Here is a 21,257-nt window from a genome sequence, read left to right on the forward strand (position 1 = left end):
TCTTGCGGCGAGTTTCATTCTCCCGCCCTGCCGGAGCCTCCCCCATGTCCCTGCGTCTGACCCTCGCCGCCGCCGCGGCGACGCTCGCCTTCGCCGCGCCCGCCTTCGCCCAGGAGGCCGCCCCGGCCGCCCCCGCCTCTGTTCCCGCCCCCGCCCCCGCCAAGCCCAAGTCGCCCGCCGAGGTCGAGATGGAGACCAAGGCCGAGGCCTTCCAGGCCCGCATGGGGAGCCTGCAGACCGAGCTGACCGCCGTGGTCGACGGCCCCGACGGCGGCGACGAAGCCAAGCGCATGGCCGCCGCGGACGTCATCCTGGGCCGCTATCAGCCCGACTTCGACGCCTTCGCCTCCGCCTTCGAGACCTTCCTCGACGGCCAGCTGGCGGCGGCGACCGAGGACAGCGAGCGCCAGGAACTGACCGCGGCCCGCGCCAAGGTCGGCCCCGCCATCCGCGGCATCGCCCCGCAGATCCGTCTGGCCGTGCAGCAGGCCATCACGGCCGCCGCCGCCGCCCCGGCCGCCACGGTCGTCGCGTCGCCCAACTAAGACCCCGAGGAAGGGGCGGCCCTCGCGCCGCCCCTCGCCTTACCGCGATTTCACTTGAGGCCGCGGCCTGTTCGGTCGACCGTGCGGCGTCCGCTCAAAGGAGCCTCGTGATGATCCGCGCCCTGTCGCTCGCCGCCGCCCTCGCCCTGCTGCCGGTCTCCGCCGCCGTGGCCGAGGAAAAGAAGACCTCGGCCGAGGTCCAGCTCGAAGCCGCGGCCGCCCGCTTCGAGAAGAAGATGGAGGAGTTCGGCGAACGCGCCGAGGCCATCCAGGACGACGACGCCCTCGACGAGACGACCAAGGGCCTGCGCGTCGCCGCCCTGTGGTCGCAGTACCAGCCCCACGTCGCCGCCTTCACCGACATGGCCGCGCGCCAGGCCGGCGAGATCGCCGAGCAGGCCCTCGCCGAGGTGGACATCGAGGCCGTCGTGACCGAGGCCATGGCCGGCGTCGCCCCCCTGATTCAGGGCCTGGCGGTCAACAGCGCCTGGGCCAACCCCGACCCCGACCAACTGGTCACCTACGGCCTGGCCGCCGACTACGCCCTGAGCCAGTCGATGGAGGGCATGAAGGCCGCGCTCGAAGGAGTTGAGGCCATGCCCGCGCCGCCCGCGCCCCCGGCTCCGCCCGCGGAGATCTGATCCCCGAGGCTCAGCGCGCTTGACCTGACCGGCCCCCCGCCGGAAAGGGGTTCGTATGGCCGCGCTTCCCGTCGATCCGCATCTCTACGCCGCCTTTCTCGGCGTCATGGCCGTCATGGCCGTCACCCCCGGCCCGGCCAACCTGTTCGCCGTGGCGACGGGCATGGAGAAGGGCCGCGCCTCGGCCCTGATCGGCGTGGTCGGCATGAACGCCGCCACCCTGGTCTGGTTCGCCGCCGCAGCCCTGGGCCTCGGCGCCCTGGTCGCCGCCTTCCCGCAGGTCTTTCGCCTCATCGCCGTCCTCGGCGCCCTCTATGTCGCCTGGCTGGGGATCAAGGCCCTGCGCGGCGCCTTCCAGACCGAGGCCCAGCCCGATCATGTCGAGGTCAGGCAGGGCCGCAGCGCCCTGATCGACGGCTTCACGGTCCAGATCGCCAACCCCAAGGCCATCCTCTTCTTCACCGCCGTCCTGCCGCCCTTCCTCGACGTGAACCGCCCGGTCGCGCCCCAGCTGGCCCTGTTCGCCCTGGCCACCATCGGCATGGACGTCCTGTCGATGAGCGCCTACGGCCTGAGCGGCGCGGCCCTGGCCGACCGGATGAACGAGCCCCGCTTCAAGCGCGGCTTCGGAATCTTCGTCGGCGGCCTGCTGATCCTTGCGGCCGTCCTGATCGTCACCAGATTGCACGGGTAGGTCATCTGCAGCCGTGATGAGGAGCTTTACCGTTCACGCCTCGTTCAGCACCACGGACGTTCAATGGATGTTCAAGGAGAACCTCCCATGAAAAACCTTCGCAAAACGTCGGTTCTGGTCGCTCTCGCCGGCGCCTTGGCCCTGGGCGCCTGCGCCACCGCCACCCCGTATCAACCGGCCGGCTACAACGGCGAGCGCGGCGGCTATGCCGAGCAGCGGTTGGAGGCCAACCGCTTCCGCGTCAGCTTCTCGGGCAACTCCGTCACTTCGCGCGATCAGGTCGAGATGTCGCTGCTGCTGCGTTCGGCCGAACTGACGGTCGAGAACGGCTACGACTGGTTCGCCACCGTCAACCGCGCCACCGACCGGGACACCCGTTTCTACTCGACGCCGGACCCCTTCTACTACGACCGCTACGGTCCCTTCTGGGGTCCGCAGTGGCGCTTCCACCAGCGCGGCATGTGGAGCACCTGGGATCCCTACTGGGGTCGTGACCGCGACATCCGCCAGGTCGACCGCTACGAGGCCTCGGCCGAGATCGTCATGGGCCGCGGACCCAAGCCCGCCGGCGATCCCAACGCCTTCGACGCCCGCGAGGTCATCAACAACCTCGGCCCGCGCGTGACGCGGCCGGCTTCCTAGCAGGAAGCAAGAGCGCTAACGCGAGCGACGCGGTCGCTCGCTGCTTGAGCGCAAAACTAAGAACGCCCGCCTCAGCGATGGGGGCGGGCGTTCTGCTGTCTCTAGTCAGGGCCTCAAGTAGCGCGAAGCGCGATAGGCCTCTGAAAATGTCAGCCGACCCGAGGCGTTTTCAAACGGCGCTTGTTTGAGTGGGTCGCGGGCGCCGTGCCCAGAGCCTCCGGCACCTCGCCCTTGAAGTAGAAGCGCTGCCAGGCCTCCTTGGCCGCGTCGGGATCGCCCGAGGCCAGGCGGGTGTTGAAGTCGGTACGCGCCCGGTTCCAGGCCTCGAACTGGCCCTTCATGCCGGGGTTGGACTCCAGCGAGCGGATCACCGGCTCGAAGGCCTCCACCTTGCGATGCTCGATCGGCAGGATGAAGCAGAAGGGCTCGCCCTTCTCGAACCGGACCTTGCCCGGCCGCGTGAAGATCCAGTTCATGGTGAAGGGGAAGGGCAGCCAGTCGGTCTCGATCAGGCCGACCAGGGGCTGGATGCCGTCCTTGACGTGGTTGGGCGAGCCCTGCGCCAGCATGCCCCAGCCCGGCGGCGTGCGGAACAGATACTGCGGGTGCATGGTCAGCACCCCGCGCGAGAAGTGCGAGGTGACGAAGTGGTCCATTTCCGGCTGGTGCCGGTCGGGCGTGATCTTGATGTCGGACTGGGCCGGGCCGCCGTTCCATTCGGCGGTGAAGCCGAACGGGCAGAGGATCTCCCACCCCGTGGTGTTGGCCATATTCAGCGGCAGGCAGCGATAGGGATGCCGACTGGCGAAGGCGTCCATCCAGTTGCGCGACTGGCGGCCCGGCACGAGGTCGCACGGCCGAGCGGTCATCGGATAGCATTCCAGTTCCAAGACGCGGCTCCCAAATTGGACGGACAGGGGGTAACGAAGGGTGTTCTCCTCCCCTATCGCCCCCGCCGCCCGCCCGACAAGGCCGAGATGACCGACACCGCCGCCGAACTGATCGTCCCAGAGTCCGTCCCCGAGTATGACCGCGCCCGCCTGCTGGCCTGGATGGCCGAAAACGGCATCGACCAGACCACCCACGACCACCCCGCCGTCTTCCGCGTCGAGGAAGGGCTGGAGCTGAAGACCGCCCTGCCCGGCGTCCACACCAAGAACCTGTTTCTCAAGGACAAGAAGGGCCGGCTGTGGCTGATCTCGGCCGCCCAGGACACGGTCATCGACCTGAAACGCGCCCACCGGACGCTCGGCTCGGACCGCCTCTCCTTCGGCAATGAGATCCTGATGTGGCAGACGCTTGGCGTCCGCCCCGGCTCGGTCACGGCGCTCGGCCTGATCAACGACGCAGATCGCCGCGTGACCTTCGTCCTCGATCAGCGCCTGTGGGACGCCGACATCGTCAACTTCCACCCCCTGACCAACACGGCGACCACCGCGCTCGATCAGGACAGCTTCCGTCGGATGCTTGAGTTGCTGGACCGCAAGCCGCTGGTCGTGAACTTCAACGCCCTGGACTGAGTTCGGCCCCCCGCGAACCGATGGCGGCGTCGGCCCAGCAGATAAGTCTGGACTCGGATAGTAAGATTCGATTAACCGTGTTCTTTAAGCTTGAGCATTCTCAGGCTCCTCGGGGGTTCCATGTTCTCATTTCTGCTCGCACGCCAGGGCCGGGCCTTGGCTGTCGCCGTCGCCATGGTCGCAGGCTCACTCCTGGCCCCCCAGACCGCTCAGGCGCAGACCACGGTGAATTTCAGCCATACCGGCGCGTCGCAGTCATGGGTCGTGCCCGCGGGCGTGACCTCGGTGACGATCGTCGCCGAGGGCGCCCAGGGATTTGACAGTGGTGGGACCTTGGGCGGACGGGGCGGCCGAGCGACCGGCGTGCTGGCGGTCACGCCAGGCCAGACGCTGCAGATCAACGTCGGCGGACGCGGCGTGGCGGCGATCGGCGCCGGCGTCATCATGGGCGGCGGCTTCAACGGCGGCGGCAACGGCGTGAACAACGGGTCAGGCAACGGCTTTGTCGGCGGCGGCGGCGGCGCTAGCGATGTCAGGCAGGGCGGAACCACGCTGGCTGATCGTAAGATCGTCGGCGCCGGCGGCGGCGGGTCCACAGGCAATGGAACGCCAGGCGGCAACGGCGGCGGGCTCGTCGGGGCGGATGGCTCTGTATGCTGCGGCGGCAGCATCGGAACCGGCGGAACCCAGTCCGCCGGCGGCTCCATCGGCGGGGCCTTGGGTGTCGGCGGCCATGCAACGGGGGCGAGCACGCCCTGGGTCGGCGGCGGCGGCGGCGGCTACTACGGCGGCGGCGTTTCAAGCGCTCACTCCGGGGCCGGCGGCGGGTCGTCCTATTTGGGGGGCGTGACGGGCGGTTCCACGGTCGCCGGTGCGCGTGCTGGTGATGGCTTGGTTTCGATCACCTATAGCGCGCCCGCCCCTGTCCCAACGATGTCCGAATGGGCGATGATCCTGTTTGGCCTCGCGCTGGCGGGCGGCGCCGCCCTCTACATCCAGCGGCGCCCGTTCACGGCCTAGACGATCTGCGGCGCCCCCTTCCGGCGAGGGGGTGACGCTCGGGTCCGTGTTCAGGGTCGGCCCCATCCGAGGCGAACCCTGGATCGGACGGCGCTCTTTCGTGGAGCAACCCCGGACGCGGAAAAGTCCCGTTTCCCGGAATCGCCCTTTTATCCGGCGCCGCGACGAATAATATCGCCGTTCTTCATCTCTGCGCCGGACGGCGCCGCGGGCGTTTATCGCGTCAGACCCTCAAGGGGGACGGTGCATGCGACTGTTGTGGAAAGCCCTGGCCGTGGGCGGCGCCGGACTGGTCCTGACGGGCTCGGCGGCGACGCCGCATCTGTCGGCCGCGACCCTGGAGACGAACAGCCTGTTCGGCGCCCTGTGCGGCCCGGCCAAGGCGGGCGGCGCCCTGGTCCGCGAGCTGCTGATCGCCTCGGCCGTCGCCGCCCCGGCCAGCCAGGCCCAGCCCATTCCCCTCTATCCCGACCTGACGGCCTCCCCGCTGATTGCGACGACGCGCGATGCGCGGGCCCAGGCCTATTTCAGCCAGGGCCTGATGCTGGCCTATGGCTTCAACCACGCCGGCGCCGTGCGCTCCTTCCGCGAGGCGCAAGGCTTGGATCCCGACTGCGCCCTGTGCTGGTGGGGCGAGGCCGTGGCGCTCGGCCCCAACATCAACGCCCCGATGGACGAGCGCGACCGGGCCGCCGCGCTCAAGGCCCTCGGCCGGGCCATGGCCCTGCGGACGCTGGCCACGCCGCAGGAGCAGGCCCTGATCGAGGCCCTGGCGCTGCGCTACTCCCGCGATCCCAATGCGGACCGGGCGGCGCTGGACGCCGCCTACGCCGATGCCATGCTGGCGGTCGCCCGCCGCTTTCCTGACGACAGCGACATCGCCGTCCTGGCCGCCGAGGCCGCGATGGACACGACCCCGTGGAACTACTGGGAGGCCGACAAGCGCACTTCGATCGGACGCAGCGGCGAGGCCGTGCGTCTGGTCGAGGGGGTCCTGGCCCGCAACCCGGCGCATGTGCAGGCCGCCCACCTCTACATCCACCTGATGGAGGCCGCCGATCCTGAGCGGGCCGAGGCCGCGGCCGACCGCCTGGCCGCGGCCTCCACGCCCAGCGCCGGCCATCTGGTCCACATGCCCGGCCACATCTATGTGCGGCGCGGGCGCTACGCTGACTCCATCCGCCTGAACGTGGCGGCGGCGCGGGCCGACGAGGCCTTCATCCGCGACGCCGGCGACGAGAGCCTGGTCCGCTACGGCTATTATCCGCACAACATCCACTTCATCGTCGCCTCGGCCCAGATGGCCGGCGACATGACCACCGCCCTGACCGAGGCGCGGCGCCTGCGCACGGTGCTGGACCCGGCGACCTCGGCCAGGATCGCCTGGATTCAGGTCATCGACGCCGCCCCCTATCAGGCCCTGGCCCAGTTCGCCGCGCCGCGCGCCATCCTGGCCGCGCCCGCCCCTGACGCCCGTCTGCCCTACGCCGTCGCCATGCGCCATTACGCCCGCGCCGTCGCCTACGCCCGGCTGCGCGACCAGAGGGGCTTCGAGCGCGAGCTGGCGGCGCTGAACGCGCTGAAGGCCTCGGACGCCTTCGCCGACATGGTCGCCCAGGGCGTGCCGGCCCCCGACCTGCTGAGCCTGGCCGAGGCCGTGGCGCGCGGTCGGCTGGCTGCGGCGCGCGGCCGCCATCTCGAAGCCGCCGGCCACTATCGCCGCGCCGCCGAGATCGAAGCGGGCCTGCCCTATCAGGAGCCGCCCTACTGGTATTATCCGGTCAACCAGTCGCTGGGCGCGGCCCTCTATCAGGCCGGTCGCCCCGCCGAGGCCGCCGTCGCCTTCCGCTACGCCCTGGCCCAGACGCCCAACAACGGCTGGGCCCTCTACGGCCTGGCCCGCAGCGAAGCGGCGCAAGGTCACGCCGACGCGGCGGCGACGGCGGAAGCGGCCCTGCGCGCCGCCTGGCTGGGGGACCGCCGCTGGCTGCGCATGGACCGGCTGTAGAATCGTCTCCTTGCCCCCTTCCCCCTCGAGGGGGGAAGGGCCGGGGATGGGGGTGTGGACGCTGCCCTGACCATGAAGGCGCGCGAGACGCGACCGCGCCCCCTGCGTTCCCCGGTCACATCATCTGCCTCCACCCCCACCCAACCCTCCCCCCTCGAGGGGGAGGGCTTTCCTTCGGAAGCGACCTCTTCTGACGCAGCGATCCACTATAGGCAGGTTGAATCTGATCGCCGATTTCAGACGATTCAGACGAATTGGACTCTGTTTTTCTCGCGGACCGGTCGCGGTTGCGGCCAGACGCCTCACTTCCTGCACTTGGCGCTTGATGGCGAGGCATCCCGACGCCATCTGATCCGTTACGATTCTTCGACCCCTACGCGGACCCGATCATGACCTTCGCCGACCCCAAGCTTTCCGACGACCTGATCAAGGACGGCACCGACGCCAGCTTCATGCAGGACGTGGTCGAGGCCTCGAAACATCAGCCGGTCATCGTCGACTTCTGGGCCACCTGGTGCGGCCCGTGCCGGACCCTGGGCCCGGCGCTGGAGAAGGCCGTGCGCGGCGCCGCCGGCGCGGTGAAGATGGTCAAGATCGACGTGGATGCGAACCCGGCCTATGCGGGGCAACTGCGGGTCCAGTCGATCCCGACGGTCTATGCCTTCGTCAACGGCCAGCCGGTCGACGGCTTCCAGGGCGCCGTGCCCGACAGCCAGATCAAGGCCTTCATCGACAAGCTGACCGGCGGGGCCGGCGTCAACACCGACGTCGAGCAATTGCTGTCGCTGGGCGAGGAATCCCTGTCGCTGAACGACCTCGGCGGCGCGGCCCAGGCCTTCGCCCACGTCCTGACCATGGAGCCTGACAACCCCAAGGCCATCGCCGGCATGGCCCGCGTCTATCTGGCCGAGGGCGATGCGGAACAGGCCCGCCAGACCATCGCCATGGCCCCCGCCGACTCGACCGACCCCATGGTCCAGAGCGTTCGCGCCCAGCTGGCGCTGGCCGCCTCGGCCCCGACCGGCCCGACCGCCGAACTGCAGGCCCAGATCGCCGCCGATCCCAACGACCATCAGGCCCGCTACGACCTGTCTTTGGCGCTCGCTTCGGCGGGCGACCTGAACGGCGCGGTCGATCAACTGCTGGCCATCGTCAAGGCCGACCGCGATTGGAACGACCAGGCGGCGCGCAAGCAGCTGCTGACCGTGTTCGAGGCCGCGGGCGCGACCAGCGAGGTGGCCCGCGACGGCCGCCGCCGCCTGTCGTCCATCCTGTTCGCCTGATCGGAGACCGGCGATGGCCCAGGGCTATATCAAGGCGATTGAACTGCCCCAGGTGATCCCGGTCTTCCCCCTGCCCGGCTCGATCCTGCTGTCGCGCGGCCAGTTGCCGCTCAACGTGTTCGAGCCGCGCTATCTGAACATGGTCGACGACGCCATGGCCGGGGATCGGATCATCGGCCTGATCCAGCCCCTGACCGGCGCCGCCGAGCCGCAGCCGCCGCTGGCCCGCGTCGGCTGCGCCGGTCGGATCACCAGCTTCAACGAGACCTCGGACGGGCGCTATCTGATCACCCTGACCGGGGTCTGCCGCTATCGCGTGACCGGCGAGCTGCAGGTCAAGACGCCCTATCGCCAGGTCCGCGCCGACTTCGCCCCGTTCGAGGCCGATCTGCGCGCCCCCGACCCGACCGCCGAGTTCGACCGCGACCATTTCCTCGATGCCCTGCGCCCCTATCTGGAGCATCGAGGGCTGAACGTGGACTGGGACACGGCCGGGATCGCGCCGCAGGAGGCCCTGATCAACAGCCTGGCCATGGCCCTGCCCTTCGAACCGCCCGAGAAACAGGCCCTGCTGGAAGCCATGACGCTGGAGGACCGCGCCGAGGCCCTGACCGCCCTCCTCCGCATCGACGCCGCCGACCCCGGCGACGACGACAGCCCGGCGATGCAGTGAAGACCCGCTGCGCCAACGGGCTCAAGTAGCGCGAAGCGCGATAGCCCACTAAGAAAGCCCAGAGCGACCGCGTCGCGAATGATAGGGCCTAAACCCCCTCAAGCAGCGAGCCGCCGCCGCGGCGAGCGATAGGGTCTAAAATTATGAGCGACGCCTTCAACACCCCCGTCTCGGTCGATCCCCGTCTGCTGGAGGTTCTGGTCTGCCCGGTCACGCGCGGCCGCCTGACCTATGACCGCGAGCGCAACGAACTGGTCTCGGCCGGGGCCAAGCTGGCCTTCCCCATCCGCGACGGCGTGCCGATCATGCTGGTCGAGGACGCCCGCCCCCTGGATTGATTCAAGGGGGACTGAGTTTACGCCGCGCTTAGGCGGCGGCTCGCTTTCCTCATCGCGCCCTTATGCGATTTGGGCGTCTTCTTCAGGCTCTGAAGGAGACCCCCATGAGCCGCCGCGCCCTGTTGAACCAGTCCCTGAACCCCGCCTCCGCGCCGCCGCCCAGCGCCACATCTCCCGGTGTTTGGCGTATGACCCAGACCGTTCTGGCCCTCTATCTCGGCTGCACCCCGCGCGACCCCGGCGACCGGAGCCGCTCGCGATGATGACCGGCTATCCCGACGCCTCGGTGCCCGAGGCCCAGTCTGTCGCCGTGCCGCACCGCTGCCGCACCTATGGCGTCGTCGCCCGCGACGGCGGCTGGTGCGTCACCCTGGACAGCTGCGCCACCCGGCCCTTCCCCGACCAGGCGGCGGCGCTTCGCATCGCCCGCCAGCTTCAGCGCCAGGCCGACGGCCTGAACCACGCCGAGCCAGAGACCAAAGCATGACCGCCGAACCTCTCTCTCCCTCGGGCGCCAGGCGCGCCCATCCGGTGCTGTTCGAAATCCAGCGCATGGGCCGGGTCTGGCGCCTGGCCTCCTCGGACGGCCTCTTCTTCGGCCTGTTCCAGAACCGCGCCTCGGCCCTGCGCTGCGCCGTCGAGGAAGCCGACCGCCGCGACGGCGGCGACGTGCTGCTGCACACCCACGACTGACTAGGCGTCCGTCCTCCCTGTCGCCCAGCGGCAGGGAGGCGGCGCGGCGACCTGGGACTAGTGCAGGGTCTCGCCGGCCTCGAGCATGGCGACGAAGGTCTCCAGCCGCCGCTGCCGGGTTTCGGGCTTCTTGGCGTCCTGCAGACGGTAGAGGATGGCGTAGCGATTGGCGCCGCTCAACGTCTCAAAGAAGGCCCGGGCCTTCGGATTCGTCGCCAGCGCCGCCGCCAGATCGTCCGGCGTCACGGCGCTCGAGGCCGGTGCATAGGCCGCGTCCCAGCGGCCATCAGCCTTGGCGGCGTCGATCTGCGCCTGACCCGCCGGGCGCATGCGCCCGGAAGCGACCAGCGCCTCGGCCCGCTTCACATTGATCGCTGACCATTTGCTGCGCGCCTTTCGCGGCGTGAACCGCGTCAGCCACCACTTGTCGTCATGCTGCGCGAGCTGGCCGTCGATCCAGCCAAAGCACAGGGCGGCGTCGATCGCCTCGGATTTGGAGACGGAGGGCGCGCTCGCCGCCGGCTTGGCGAACTTGATCCAGAGGCCGGGCGAGGTCGCGTGATGCGTCTCCAGCCAGGCGCGCAAGGCCTCGGCAGAAGAAAAAGCCAGCGTCGCCAGGTCGGTTCGCATCTCCGGCATGGCGTCTAGAGGCGCTCGCCCCTCAGCAGTTTCGGCAGGTCCCCGGTCGCGCCGCCGGCCTCGTGCATGAAGGCGCGGCGCAGGGGGGCGATGCGGTTGACCGCCGCCATGCCCAGATCGCGCGCCAGCCGCACCGGCGGCAAGTCGTTGGAGAACAGCCGCACAAAGCCGTCGAAGCCCGCCGCCAGGGCCGCATTGTCGAAGCGTCGCCAGCGGGCATAGCGCTCCAGCACCAGCTCCGAGCCGATGTCCTCACCGATGCGCACGGCGTCGGTCAGGACCTCGGCCAGGGCGGCGGCGTCCTTCAGCCCCATGTTCAGCCCCTGCCCCGCCACCGGGTGCACCCCGTGGGCGGCGTCGCCGAGGATGGCGATGCGCGGCGCGACCAGCTTCTCGGCCAGGCTGAGCGACAGCGGATAAACAAAGCGCGGCCCGACCACCTCGACCCCGTCCAGAAACTCGCCGAAGCGCCGCATCAGGTGGGCGTGGAAGGCCTCGTCCGAGGCCGCCTTCAGGGCCTCGGCCCGGCGCGTGCTCTCGGTCCAGACCAGGCTGGCGCGCTGGTCCGTCAGCGGCAGGATGGCGAAGGGGCCGTCGGGCAGGAAATACTCGTGGGCGACATTGCCGTGGTCGCGGCCCAGCCTGACCGTCGCCACCACGCCGCTCTGGCCATAGCCCCAGCCCAGGGTGTCGATCCCGGCCGCCTGACGCACGGTCGAGCCGCGGCCTTCGGCCCCGACAACCAGAGGCGCTTGAATCGTCGAGCCGTCCTTCAGCGTCACGGTCGCCAGACCCGGCCCGACGTCGACCGAGGCCACGCTGGCCGGCGCCCGGACCTCGATGCCCGCGGCGGTCACGGCCTGCGCCAAAGCCGTGCGGATGCGGCGGTTCTCCAGCATATAGCCCAGAGGCTCGCCGCCGTTGCGGTCGCCGATCTCGTCGGCGTCGAAGCGGATGAAGGCGGGCGACGGCGGCCGGCTGGCGGCGCCCGGCCGCTTGCCGTCCGTCACCAGAATGCGGTCCATGCGGCAGGCGTGCGGGCGAAGGCTCTCGCCCAAACCGAGCGCGTCCAGCATGCGGAAGGTGGAATAGGCGATGGCGGTGGAACGCCCGTCGAAGGTCGGCGCCAGCTGGGCGTCGAACGGCTGGGGATCGACCAGCACCGGCTTCAGCCCGCCCTGCGCCGCGGCGAGCGCAAACGTCGCCCCCGCCAGTCCCGCGCCCGCGATGATGATGTCGTAGTCCGTCTGAGCCATGCCGCCTGTGTCGCGCCGATGATCGCCCGCGTCCAGAGGCGAGAGGTCGCAAGTGCTCAGGCCAGCCGATCGGCGATCATCAGCACAGCCAGGGCGAACAGCGCCAACCCGATGAACCATGCGACAAAGGAGCGGCCCAAGGCGGCCCATCCTTGCAACCGATCGCGCCAGCTTAGCCGTCGCGAAACCTGCTGAAAGCCCCTCCGCACAGACTTCAATCTTTCAGCGCTGCCGGGTCCTTCCAGCTTTCGATCCGCCATCGTTGATCAATCCTGTCGTCTGAAGGGTTGATCCGGCCGCCCTGGTAAACAGCCCCTTAACCCTGTCGCGCGACAAGGGAGGGACTAGTCTTCTGAGGTTCGCCTTCATGTCCGCCGCCCTCGCGCTCGGCCAACGCGCCTGGTCCACCGCCCGCATCGTCTGGGCGGCGCCCTTCGCCGTGCGTTTCCGCGGCGTGCTGCAAGCCCTGCTGGCGACCCTGCTGCTGGTCGCCATGATCTCGTGGAACCCGGCCGATCCCAGCCTCAACGCCGCCTCGACGCAGGGGGCGACCAACTGGCTGGGCGGGACCGGCGCCGTCTTCGCCGACCTGATGATGCAGTCGCTGGGGCTGGCGGCCTGGCCCGCTGTCCTGCTGCTGATCGCCTTCGGTCTGGCCACCGCCATCGGCGACGCCCTGCAGCACCGGCTGCAGCCGACGGCCTTCAAGATCTTCTGCTCGATCGCCGGCGTCCTGCTGCTGTCCGCCGCCCTGTCGGCCCTGGCCGCGCCCGCCGCCTGGCGCCTGGCGGCCGGTCTGGGCGGTCTGTGGGGCGACGGGGTGACGGGTCTGTCGGCGCAAGGGCTGTCCGCCCTGCACGTTCCGGGCGGGCGCTGGATCGCCGGGGGCCTGTTCCTGATCCTCGGCCTGTGGGCGCTGGGCTATGCGGTCGGCCTTCGTCTGCGCGACTTCACCGACACCGCCGGCTGGGCCGCCGAGAAGAACGCCGCCCGCCGCGCCCAGCAGGCCGAGCGCCCGGCCAAGCCGGCCCGCGCCGTCGCCGAGGCTGCGCCCGCCGCCGCGACCGCCGCGCGCCGCCCGCGCCGCGTTCATGAACCGGAGGCGCCCGCCGCCCCGTCGCCCGACCTCGAGGCCGACGACAACCCCTATGCGGCCGATCCCTACGCCGACGACGAACCCGCCGCCTATGCCCCGCCGTGGGAGGACGCGGCCCCCGCCCCGATCGCCCCGCCCTCGGCCCGCGCGCCGAAAACGGTCGAGCCGCGCGTGGCGGCGGTCAAGGCGCCCAAGCCCCGTTCGGACGCCGACCAGCAGGCCTTCGACTTCGAGCCCGGCGAGGGCTTCGACCTGCCCTCGCTCGGCATCCTGGCCAAGCCCGGCCAGCGCGGCGGCGCCGTGGACGAGGAGTCGCTGAAGCAGAACGCCAAGATGCTGGAGGGCGTGCTGCAGGAGTTCGGCGTGCGCGGCGTGATCGACCAGATCCGCCCCGGCCCCGTCGTCACCCTCTACGAACTGGTCCCCGCGCCGGGCGTGAAGCACGGCCGCGTCGTGGCCCTGGCCGACGACATCGCCCGCTCCATGTCGGCCCGCGCCTGCCGCATCTCGGTCGTGCAGGGCCGCAACGCCATCGGCATCGAACTGCCCAACGCCAAGCGCGAGACCGTCTACCTGCGCGACCTGCTGGCGTCCGGCGAATACGACAAGAAGAGCCATCTCCTGCCGCTGGCGCTGGGCGAAACCATCGGCGGCGAGCCCTATGTGGCCGACCTGGCGCGCATGCCTCACCTGCTGATCGCGGGCACCACCGGCTCGGGCAAGTCGGTCGGGGTCAACGCCATGATCCTGTCGATCCTGTTCCGCCACTCGCCGGCCGAGTGCCGCTTCATCATGATCGACCCCAAGATGCTGGAGCTGTCGGTCTATGACGGCATCCCGCACCTGCTGGCGCCGGTCGTCACCGATCCCAAGAAGGCGGTCGTGGCCCTGAAGTGGACCGTGCGCGAGATGGAGGACCGCTATCGGCGCATGTCCAAGCTCGGCGTCCGCAACGTCGCCAGCTACAACGAGCGCGCCCGCGAGGCCCAGGAAAAGGGCGAGCATTTCGAGCGCACCGTCCAGACCGGCTTCGACGAACAGGGCCGCCCGGTCTACGAGAGCGAGAAGATCCGCCCCGAGCCCATGCCCTATCTGGTCGTGGTCATGGACGAGATGGCCGACCTGATGCTGGTCGCCGGCAAGGACGTGGAAGGCGCGGTCCAGCGTCTGGCCCAGATGGCCCGCGCCGCGGGCATCCACCTGATCATGGCCACGCAGCGCCCGTCGGTGGACGTCATCACCGGCACCATCAAGGCCAACTTCCCGACCCGGATCAGCTTCCAGGTCACGTCCAAGATCGACAGCCGCACCATCCTGGGCGAGCAGGGCGGCGAGCAGTTGCTGGGTCAGGGCGACATGCTCTACATGGCCGGCGGCGGCCGCATCACCCGCCTGCATGGCCCGTTCGTGACGGACCAGGAAGTCGAGGAGGTGTGCAAACACCTGCGTCTCCAGGCCGAGCCGGACTACCTCGACCTGATCACCGACGAGCCGGACGGCGACGGCGACGGGGCCATGGGCGGCGACAGCGACGGCATGTCGGGCGACGACCTCTATGACCGCGCCGTGGCCGTGGTGACGCGCGACCGCAAGGCCTCGACCTCCTACATCCAGCGCCGCCTGCAGATCGGCTACAACCGCGCCGCCACCCTGATCGAGCGCATGGAGCAGGAAGGCGTCGTCAGCCCCGCCAACCACGCCGGAAAACGCGACATCCTGGCCGGGCCTCCGCCTATGGTGTGATCGGCTTGTCAGCCGAGGCGGCAGCTTCGCTGCCGGGCGCTATCGCTCACGCCGCGGTCGCTCGCTGCTTCAGCGCCGCCTGTTTCTGCGATGGTCCTCAAGCAGCGAGCGACCGCGTCGCGAGCGTTAGGACCCAAAACAATGAACAGCGCTTCATCGGGCCGCCGAAATATGGTCAGGCTGGCGTCATGGGGTCGCCGTCTGCATCCGGCTTGATGACCATCCGAACCCTCATCCCGAACGGGAGAAGACAAGACATGACCCTTTCACGCCGCGCCTTCGGCTTCAGCGCCGCCGCATTGGCCATCATCGCCGCCGCGCCCGCCTCGGCCCAGTCCACCCTGTCCGCCGAGGACCAGGCGACCCTGCGGCAGGCCCAGGCCTATCTGACCGCCCTGACGGCGGCGCAGGGGAATTTCGTCGAGACCGGCCCTGGCGGCCAGCAACGCTCCGGTCGGTTCTGGCTGCAGCGCCCCGGCAAGATGCGCTTTGAGTACACCGAACCGGCGGGCCTTCTGGTCGTGGCCGACGGCAACAACGTCAAACGTTACGACCCGCGCCTCAACGTCTTCCGTCAGGTGCCGCTGCGGGCCACGCCTCTGTCGACCTTCCTGGCCCGCGAGGTCCGACTGGATCAGGGCGTGCGCGTCGACCGCGTCACCCGCATGGCGTCCGGCGCCTTCGCCATCACCGCCCGCGACGCCTCCAAGCCCAACGAAGGCTCGGTCATCCTGGCCTTCGCCGGGTCGCCGCTGCGGTTGCAGGAATGGAGCATCACCGACGCCCAAGGCTCGCGCACCCGCATCCAGCTGACCTCGCTGCAGCCGGCCTCGGGTCTGGCCGCCAGCCTGTTCCAGCTGCGCGACCCGACGCGGCGTCCCGGCCGCAACTAGAGGCCGCAACCGGAACGGGCGTCACGCGGGCTGCACAGCCTTGACGCCTTTTGTTGATTTGACTTTTTTCGATCGTGTGACATTCTGACCACAGAACGGCGGCGGCCGTTCTGTCCGCCATGGAATCATCCCCTCCCGGCGGCGAGAGAGACGAACTGAACAGCGCCCGGATCCGTTCCGGGCGCTTTTTTCATCTCCCGGCCATGCTAAGCCCCCGGCATGACCCTTCGTATCGTCACCTGGAACATCAACTCGGTCCGCCTGCGCATTGATCAGGTCGCCCGCTTCGTCGCCGAATACGCGCCCGACGTCCTGTGCCTGCAGGAGATCAAGTGCACCGAGGACCAGTTCCCGCGCCAAGCCTTCGAGGAGATGGGCCTGCCCCATCTGCGCATCGGCGGCCAAAAAGGCTGGCACGGCGTGGCCATCGCCAGCCGCCTGCCCATCCTCGACAACCCCAAGCTGGACGTCTGCCGCGAGGGCCATGCCCGCTGCGTCTCGGGCCTGATCGGCGGGGTGGAGGTGCAGAACTTCTACATTCCGGCCGGCGGCGACATCCCCGACCGCAAGCTGAACCCGAAGTTCGATCACAAGATGGACTTCTATGAGCGCCTGACCGCCGAGATGAAGACGCGTGATCAGCAGCGGCCCCTGGTCCTGGCGGGCGACTTCAACATCGCGCCGGGCGACAACGACGTCTTCAATCACAAGTTCATGCTGAAGGTGGTCAGCCACACGCCGGGCGAGATCGAGACCCTGCGCCGACTGCAGGACGCCGGCGGCTTTGCGGATGTCGTGCGCGACCAGATCCCGGACCCGGTCAAGCTGGCCAGTTGGTGGAGCTATCGCGCCAAGGACTTCCGCGTCTCGAACCGCGGCCTGCGGCTGGACCACCTGTGGACCTCGCCCGGCCTGACGCCCGCCGTGGTCAAGGGCAGCGCCCGCATCCTCGACACGGTGCGCGAATGGGAGCGGCCCAGCGACCACGCCCCGGTCGTGATGGACCTGGACGTCTAGAAAATTTCAGATGAGCGGACGACAGGCGGTCGGGGGAGCGACCGCCTGCCTCTACTGCGTCAGGCGGCGCCGAACAGCTTGGCGCCGGCCAGAACGCCCAGCAGGATCAGGGTGACGCTGCCGGTGAAGACGACGACGGCTTCGAACGAGAGAGCGTCGGCGCGGGGATGCACGAGTTTCATGACTTGGGTCCTTTTCGGCGGGGAGATCCGAACCCGCCGAACATGGTCCATCGAGCCGCTGTGGACAAACCACGCTTAGGCCTGGTCGAGTGAGTTCAGATCACTCGATCGGGTCGGCATGAGCCTCGGCCTCGATCCAGTTCAGGAAGCGCCGCAGCTTGGGTTCGTCGGCGCGTTCCGGCAGGACCACCGCCCAATAGGCCAGGTTGTTGGTCAGGGCGTGATCGACCGGCTGGATCAGGCGCCCCTCTCTCAGGTCATCGGCGGCCAGCGGCGCCGAGGTCAGGGCCACGCCCCGGCCCGACAGGGCGGCTTCCAGCGCCAGATGGCTGTGGCTGAAGACCGGACCGCGCAGATGGTTGACGCGCGGGTCCTCGACCCCTGCGCTTTCGAACCAGGCCTTCCAGCCCATGCGGTCGGCGTAGGGCATGTCGTGCCAGGTCTCGTGGATCAGCACCGCGTCCAGAAGATCGGCGGGTTTGCTGACCCGACGGGCGGCCGCCAGAGAGGGGGCGCAGACCGGGATCAGACGCTCGCTCATCAACCGACGCGCCGTCTGGCCAGGATAGGGCCCTTCGCCGTAGCGCAGGGAGACGTCGGCCTCGCCGTTCGACAGGTCGACGACCCGGTCCTCGGCGAAGACGATCAGGTCGAGGTCAGGGTTGTCCTCGCTGAAGCGGTGCAGGCGCGGCGACAGCCACTTGCCGGCCAGCGACGGCAGGGCCGAGATCCGCAGCTGACGGCTACGGCCCGGCCGCACGGCCTCCAGGGCGCTTTCCAGGCGTTCGAAGGCGTCGGCCACCCCTTGCGCCAGACGACGGCCGTCGGCGGTCAGGACCACGGAGCGGTTGAAGCGGTCGAACAGACGCAGACCCAGCCGCATCTCAAGCGCCTTGATGTGGCGGCTGACGGCCCCGGGGGTGACGCCCAGTTCCTCAGCGGCCTCGCGAAAGCTGCCGAGGCGCGCCGCCGCGTCGAACGCCCGAAGCGCCACCAGAGGCGGGGTCGGGCGACGCTCGCTCATGCCCGCGTCAAGGCTGGAGGCGGTAGCCGCCCGCGTCGGTCAGCAGCAGCCGCGCCTGGCCCGGCTCGGGCTCGATCTTCTGGCGCAGGCGATAGATGTGGGTTTCCAGGGTGTGGGTCGTGACGCCGGCGTTGTAGCCCCAGACCTCGGTCAGCAGCTCCTCGCGCGACACGGGCTTGGCCCCGGCGCGATAGAGGTATTTGAGGATGTTGGTTTCCTTCTCGGTCAGCCGGACCTTCCTGCCCTTGTCGTCCAGCATCATCTTCGACGCCGGGCGGAACTCGTAGGGGCCGATCTGGAAGACGGCGTCCTCGGACTGCTCGTGGCTGCGCAGATGGGCGCGGATGCGGGCCAGCAGGACGGCGAAACGGAAGGGCTTGGTGACATAGTCGTTGGCGCCGGAGTCGAGGCCCAGGATGGCGTCGGAGTCCGAGGACTGGGCCGTCAGCATGATGACCGGGGTCGAAACCCCCGCCTTGCGGATCAGGCGGCAGGCCTCGCGGCCGTCCATGTCGGGCAGGTCGACGTCCAGCAGGATCAGGTCGGCGCGGACCTCGCGCGCCTGACGCACGCCGTCGGTCGCGGTGGAGGCCTGGACGGGACGGAACTCCTCGTGCAGGGCCAACTGCTCGGCCAGCGCCTCGCGCAGGTCGTCGTCGTCGTCGATGATCAGGATGGTCTTGGGCGTCGGCATGGGTAGAGAATGGCGAGGCTTGAGGGGTTCGCCAAGGGCGCTCCGCTATTTCATCGCTTTAAGAGGGCTTCAGCGGCGTATTTCGTTCCCCGAACAGGGCCGAACCGACCCGGACATGGGTCGCGCCGCTGCGAATGGCGGTTTCATAGTCGCCGCTCATCCCCATCGACAGGACCGGCATACCGTTTCGCGCGGCGATCTCGGCCAGCAGGGCGAAGTGCGGTTCGGGCGCTTCATCGGCCGGAGGAATGCACATCAGGCCCTCGACGGTCAGGCCGTGGACGTCGCGCGCGGCGGCGATGAGGGCGTCGGCGTCCTCCGGCAGGACCCCGGCCTTCTGCGGCTCGGCGCCGGTGTTGACCTGGACCAGGACGCGGGGGCGACGGCCGGTCTTCGCCATCGCGGCGGCCAGGGCGGCGGCCAGCTTCTCGCGGTCCAGGGTCTCAATGACGTCGAACAGTTCGACCGCCTCGACCGCCTTGTTGGTCTGCAGCGGGCCGATCAGGCGCAGCTCCAGATCGGGGAAAACGGCGCGGCGCTCGGCCCAGTGGCTTTGCGCCTCCTGCACCCGGTTCTCGCCGAAGACGCGCTGGCCGGCGGCGAGGGCCGCGTCCAGCGCCTCGGGCGGTTGGGTCTTGGACACGGCGGTCAGGGTCACGGACGCCGGGTCTCGGCTCGCTTCTACGCAGGCCCGGGCCATGCGGTCGCGCACGGCGGCGAAGCGATCATGGATGGACGGAACGACGGAAGCGGGATTAGAGGCGGTCATGACCCTCACCGAAGACGCAGACGCCCTGTGGCGGACGGCGACGGCTCTAGCCCGTGCGGCGGCGGCTGTCAGCCCGCCCCGAAAGTCCCTGCCCCCTCTGCTGTTCTTCACCGACCCGGCGCGGACGCCCCGGCCGTGGGAGACGGCGGCGCGATTGCCGGCGGGCGCAGGCGTGGTGTTCCGTCATTTCGGGGCGGCCGACGCCCTGGAGACGGGCCTCCGTCTGCGGGCGGCGACGAAGGCGGCAGGGGTGAAGCTGCTGGTCGGGCTGGACGCCGATCTGGCCGAGCGGATCGGGGCGGACGGGGTGCATCTGCCGGAACGGGCGCTGTCGGCGGCCTACGCCCTGTCAGGACGACGGCCGGACTGGCTGCTGACCGGAGCGGCGCATTCGTTGCAGGCCGTGAAGGCCGCGCGCGATCTGGACGCCCTGGTCCTGTCGCCGGTGTTCGCGGCGGGCGGCGCCTCGGCGGCCAGGGCGGCGCTGGGGATCGAAGGCTTCAGGGCGATAGCGACGGCCGCGCCCTGCCCTGTCTATGCCCTGGGCGGCGTCAACGCGGCCAATGCGGCGGCCCTGATCGGATCCGGCGCGTGCGGGATCGCGGGTGTGGACGCCGTTCAGACCGCCTTCAGGGCCTAAAAGCCGGTCGCGATCAGAATTTGAAGATGGTTTCCAGACGCACGCGCGGCGCGGCGCGGCGATCGGCGCCGCTTTCGGGGGCGCGGGCTGGGTCGATCTCGGGCGAGGCCAGGTTGGCGGCGGCGCCGACGCGCAGACGCGGGCTGAGGCGGTAGTAGGCGCCGGCCTCGACGTCGCCCCAGTCGGTCTCGCGGCCGACCGGCTGGTTCAGGTTGAAATTCAGGCCCCAACGGCCGCTGTCGTTCCAGCGCAATCCCCGGCGCTGCGGCGCGACCGGGGAGGTCGACGACTGGGCCGCGGCTTCGGTCAGCGAGACGGCGGGCGCACGGCGGGCTTGCGCCGAAGCGTCAACGGCCATCCCGGCGACAGCCAGAACGCTCACAGTCGCAGCGATGATCGCAACGAAACGCATCTTCCAACCCTTGGAGCGGCGTTCACGCGCCGGTCCTTGTTCCTGAACCCAGAGCCGAAGCCCGGGAACGCAGCGATTAGACACCGCTGGTCCACCCGGTCAACGCAACGTGGCCGTGCGCACACGGTTCCACGCGACTCTGGTGCCGCCCTGTGGCGCTGACAGCACGCCAATAAGTCGGCTTGCGCCGCCCGAACACGGGTTCGCCTTGTCATCGCCCCTTTTCACCGTGTTATAGAGCTTCGCTGCGGCGCAGACGTGCGCGGCTTCGGGCGTGCGCGCTCGGGGTCCGCATCACGGCTCGACCTCGAACCCTTACGGAGATTCTCGGAATGGCATTTGTTCGCGGCGCTGCGGTCGCCCTGATCGCGTCGGGACTGCTGCTCGGCGGCTGCTCCAGCCTGCCCTTCGTCGGCGCCAAGGAGAAGGCCCCCAAGGCCGACGCCCAGCTCGGCATCGGCGTGAACGCCTATCTGTGGCGCGCCACCCTGGACACCCTGGCCTTCATGCCCCTGGCCAGCGCCGACCCGTGGGGCGGCGTGGTCAACTATGACTGGTACGTCAATCCGCAGGCGCCGAACGAGCGCTTCAAGGCCACCGTCTTCATCCTGGACCGCCGCCTGCGCGCCGACGCCCTGAACGTGTCGGTGACCAAGGAAGTCAAGGACGCCGCCGGCGCCTGGTCGGCCGCCCCGGTCGCGGCCCAGACGGAAACGGATCTGGAAAACGCCATCCTGACCCGCGCCCGCCAACTTAATCTCGCCAACGCGGCTCGCTAAGAGCCGCCTCTCACCCGCCACCCCAACGCAGACCTCAGGGCCGCCTCAAGCTTCGC

General features: G+C 69.8%; 26 protein-coding genes. 18 read left to right on the forward strand and 8 right to left on the reverse strand.

Features of this window, described 5'->3' with window-relative positions; translation table 11 throughout:
* The first annotated feature begins 44 nt into the window (after positions 1-44).
* From AC3IS2_RS14110 to AC3IS2_RS14125, 4 genes are all read left to right on the forward strand, one after another.
* Positions 45-545, forward strand: coding sequence for a translation initiation factor IF-2 (locus tag AC3IS2_RS14110; protein ID WP_489198414.1), 501 nt, complete (start codon positions 45-47; stop codon positions 543-545).
* 110 nt (positions 546-655) lie between these two features.
* Complete coding sequence (locus tag AC3IS2_RS14115) at positions 656-1,186, forward strand: hypothetical protein (protein WP_489198415.1); 531 nt, start codon at positions 656-658, stop codon at positions 1,184-1,186.
* Positions 1,187-1,241: 55 nt separating this feature from the next.
* Positions 1,242-1,880: a LysE family translocator gene (locus AC3IS2_RS14120; RefSeq protein WP_489198416.1), complete on the forward strand. Its 639-nt coding sequence runs from the start codon at positions 1,242-1,244 to the stop codon at positions 1,878-1,880.
* A gap of 87 nt (positions 1,881-1,967) precedes the next feature.
* Positions 1,968-2,522, forward strand: coding sequence for a CC0125/CC1285 family lipoprotein (locus AC3IS2_RS14125; RefSeq protein ID WP_489198417.1), 555 nt, complete (start codon positions 1,968-1,970; stop codon positions 2,520-2,522).
* A 149-nt stretch (positions 2,523-2,671) separates the two neighbouring features.
* Here the strand turns inward: AC3IS2_RS14125 and AC3IS2_RS14130 are convergent, their stop codons facing one another.
* Positions 2,672-3,412 carry a DUF6065 family protein gene (locus AC3IS2_RS14130; RefSeq protein WP_489198419.1) on the reverse strand — a complete coding sequence of 247 codons (741 nt, stop codon included), beginning with the start codon at positions 3,410-3,412 and terminating at the stop codon, positions 2,672-2,674.
* A gap of 87 nt (positions 3,413-3,499) precedes the next feature.
* On the opposite strand from AC3IS2_RS14130, the gene AC3IS2_RS14135 reads away from it, so the two are divergent.
* The 9 genes from AC3IS2_RS14135 (at position 3,500) to AC3IS2_RS14175 (ending at position 10,057) form a co-directional block, all read left to right on the forward strand.
* On the forward strand, positions 3,500-4,042 hold the full coding sequence (locus AC3IS2_RS14135) for a prolyl-tRNA synthetase associated domain-containing protein (protein ID WP_489198420.1): 543 nt from the start codon (positions 3,500-3,502) through the stop codon (positions 4,040-4,042).
* A 120-nt stretch (positions 4,043-4,162) separates the two neighbouring features.
* On the forward strand, positions 4,163-5,062 hold the full coding sequence (locus AC3IS2_RS14140) for an IPTL-CTERM sorting domain-containing protein (RefSeq protein ID WP_489198421.1): 900 nt from the start codon (positions 4,163-4,165) through the stop codon (positions 5,060-5,062).
* Between the two features lie 247 nt (positions 5,063-5,309).
* Positions 5,310-7,070, forward strand: a complete 1,761-nt coding sequence (locus AC3IS2_RS14145) for a tetratricopeptide repeat protein (protein ID WP_489198422.1) — start codon at positions 5,310-5,312, stop codon at positions 7,068-7,070.
* Positions 7,071-7,459: 389 nt separating this feature from the next.
* Positions 7,460-8,353 (forward strand): thioredoxin, encoded by an 894-nt coding sequence (trxA, locus tag AC3IS2_RS14150; RefSeq protein WP_489198423.1) that lies wholly within the window; start codon positions 7,460-7,462, stop codon positions 8,351-8,353.
* A 13-nt stretch (positions 8,354-8,366) separates the two neighbouring features.
* Positions 8,367-9,026 carry an LON peptidase substrate-binding domain-containing protein gene (locus AC3IS2_RS14155; protein ID WP_489198424.1) on the forward strand — a complete coding sequence of 220 codons (660 nt, stop codon included), beginning with the start codon at positions 8,367-8,369 and terminating at the stop codon, positions 9,024-9,026.
* 143 nt (positions 9,027-9,169) lie between these two features.
* Complete coding sequence (locus AC3IS2_RS14160) at positions 9,170-9,364, forward strand: Trm112 family protein (RefSeq protein WP_331033041.1); 195 nt, start codon at positions 9,170-9,172, stop codon at positions 9,362-9,364.
* Between the two features lie 104 nt (positions 9,365-9,468).
* Entirely contained in the window at positions 9,469-9,627 is a 159-nt protein-coding gene (locus AC3IS2_RS14165) for a hypothetical protein (protein ID WP_489198425.1), read from the forward strand.
* Complete coding sequence (locus AC3IS2_RS14170; protein ID WP_489198426.1) at positions 9,624-9,851, forward strand: hypothetical protein; 228 nt, start codon at positions 9,624-9,626, stop codon at positions 9,849-9,851. Before AC3IS2_RS14165 ends, AC3IS2_RS14170 begins: the two co-directional genes overlap by 4 nt.
* Positions 9,848-10,057: a hypothetical protein gene (locus AC3IS2_RS14175; RefSeq protein WP_489198427.1), complete on the forward strand. Its 210-nt coding sequence runs from the start codon at positions 9,848-9,850 to the stop codon at positions 10,055-10,057. The genes AC3IS2_RS14170 and AC3IS2_RS14175 overlap by 4 nt, the downstream gene beginning before the upstream one ends.
* 57 nt (positions 10,058-10,114) lie before the next feature.
* On the opposite strand, the gene AC3IS2_RS14180 is transcribed toward AC3IS2_RS14175, so the two are convergent.
* Together AC3IS2_RS14180 and AC3IS2_RS14185 are read right to left on the reverse strand one after the other, a co-directional pair.
* The gene (locus tag AC3IS2_RS14180; RefSeq protein WP_489198428.1) at positions 10,115-10,696 is read right to left on the reverse strand and encodes a YdeI/OmpD-associated family protein; all 582 of its coding nucleotides are present in this window, start codon (positions 10,694-10,696) and stop codon (positions 10,115-10,117) included.
* 5 nt (positions 10,697-10,701) lie between these two features.
* Entirely contained in the window at positions 10,702-11,952 is a 1,251-nt protein-coding gene (locus AC3IS2_RS14185; RefSeq protein ID WP_489198429.1) for a UbiH/UbiF/VisC/COQ6 family ubiquinone biosynthesis hydroxylase, read from the reverse strand.
* 367 nt (positions 11,953-12,319) lie between these two features.
* On the opposite strand from AC3IS2_RS14185, the gene AC3IS2_RS14190 reads away from it, so the two are divergent.
* The 3 genes from AC3IS2_RS14190 to xth all read left to right on the forward strand — a co-directional run bounded on the left by AC3IS2_RS14190 (position 12,320) and on the right by xth (position 16,701).
* Positions 12,320-14,791, forward strand: a complete 2,472-nt coding sequence (locus AC3IS2_RS14190) for an FtsK/SpoIIIE family DNA translocase (protein WP_489198430.1) — start codon at positions 12,320-12,322, stop codon at positions 14,789-14,791.
* Between the two features lie 257 nt (positions 14,792-15,048).
* A complete protein-coding gene (locus AC3IS2_RS14195; protein WP_489198431.1) occupies positions 15,049-15,684 on the forward strand; it encodes a LolA family protein in 636 nt (211 codons plus the stop codon).
* 219 nt (positions 15,685-15,903) lie between these two features.
* A complete protein-coding gene (gene xth / locus AC3IS2_RS14200) occupies positions 15,904-16,701 on the forward strand; it encodes an exodeoxyribonuclease III (RefSeq protein WP_489198432.1) in 798 nt (265 codons plus the stop codon).
* 59 nt (positions 16,702-16,760) lie between these two features.
* Here the strand turns inward: xth and AC3IS2_RS14205 are convergent, their stop codons facing one another.
* From AC3IS2_RS14205 to AC3IS2_RS14220, 4 genes are all read right to left on the reverse strand, one after another.
* Positions 16,761-16,883, reverse strand: coding sequence for a hypothetical protein (locus AC3IS2_RS14205; protein WP_489198433.1), 123 nt, complete (start codon positions 16,881-16,883; stop codon positions 16,761-16,763).
* 100 nt (positions 16,884-16,983) lie between these two features.
* Complete coding sequence (gene gcvA, locus AC3IS2_RS14210; protein ID WP_489198434.1) at positions 16,984-17,907, reverse strand: transcriptional regulator GcvA; 924 nt, start codon at positions 17,905-17,907, stop codon at positions 16,984-16,986.
* Positions 17,908-17,914: 7 nt separating this feature from the next.
* Complete coding sequence (locus AC3IS2_RS14215) at positions 17,915-18,601, reverse strand: response regulator transcription factor (RefSeq protein ID WP_489198435.1); 687 nt, start codon at positions 18,599-18,601, stop codon at positions 17,915-17,917.
* Positions 18,602-18,659: 58 nt separating this feature from the next.
* Complete coding sequence (locus AC3IS2_RS14220) at positions 18,660-19,370, reverse strand: YggS family pyridoxal phosphate-dependent enzyme (RefSeq protein ID WP_489198436.1); 711 nt, start codon at positions 19,368-19,370, stop codon at positions 18,660-18,662.
* Between AC3IS2_RS14220 and AC3IS2_RS14225 the strand changes: the two genes are divergently transcribed.
* On the forward strand, positions 19,369-20,010 hold the full coding sequence (locus tag AC3IS2_RS14225) for a thiamine phosphate synthase (protein ID WP_489198437.1): 642 nt from the start codon (positions 19,369-19,371) through the stop codon (positions 20,008-20,010). The genes AC3IS2_RS14220 and AC3IS2_RS14225 overlap by 2 nt on opposite strands.
* 13 nt (positions 20,011-20,023) lie before the next feature.
* On the opposite strand, the gene AC3IS2_RS14230 is transcribed toward AC3IS2_RS14225, so the two are convergent.
* Positions 20,024-20,422 carry an NtrZ family periplasmic regulatory protein gene (locus AC3IS2_RS14230; protein WP_489198438.1) on the reverse strand — a complete coding sequence of 133 codons (399 nt, stop codon included), beginning with the start codon at positions 20,420-20,422 and terminating at the stop codon, positions 20,024-20,026.
* Positions 20,423-20,754: 332 nt separating this feature from the next.
* On the opposite strand from AC3IS2_RS14230, the gene AC3IS2_RS14235 reads away from it, so the two are divergent.
* Positions 20,755-21,201, forward strand: coding sequence for a DUF3576 domain-containing protein (locus AC3IS2_RS14235; RefSeq protein ID WP_489198439.1), 447 nt, complete (start codon positions 20,755-20,757; stop codon positions 21,199-21,201).
* Positions 21,202-21,257 lie beyond the last annotated feature (56 nt).

The sequence above is a fragment of the Brevundimonas sp. KH_025 genome, from assembly GCF_057839885.1.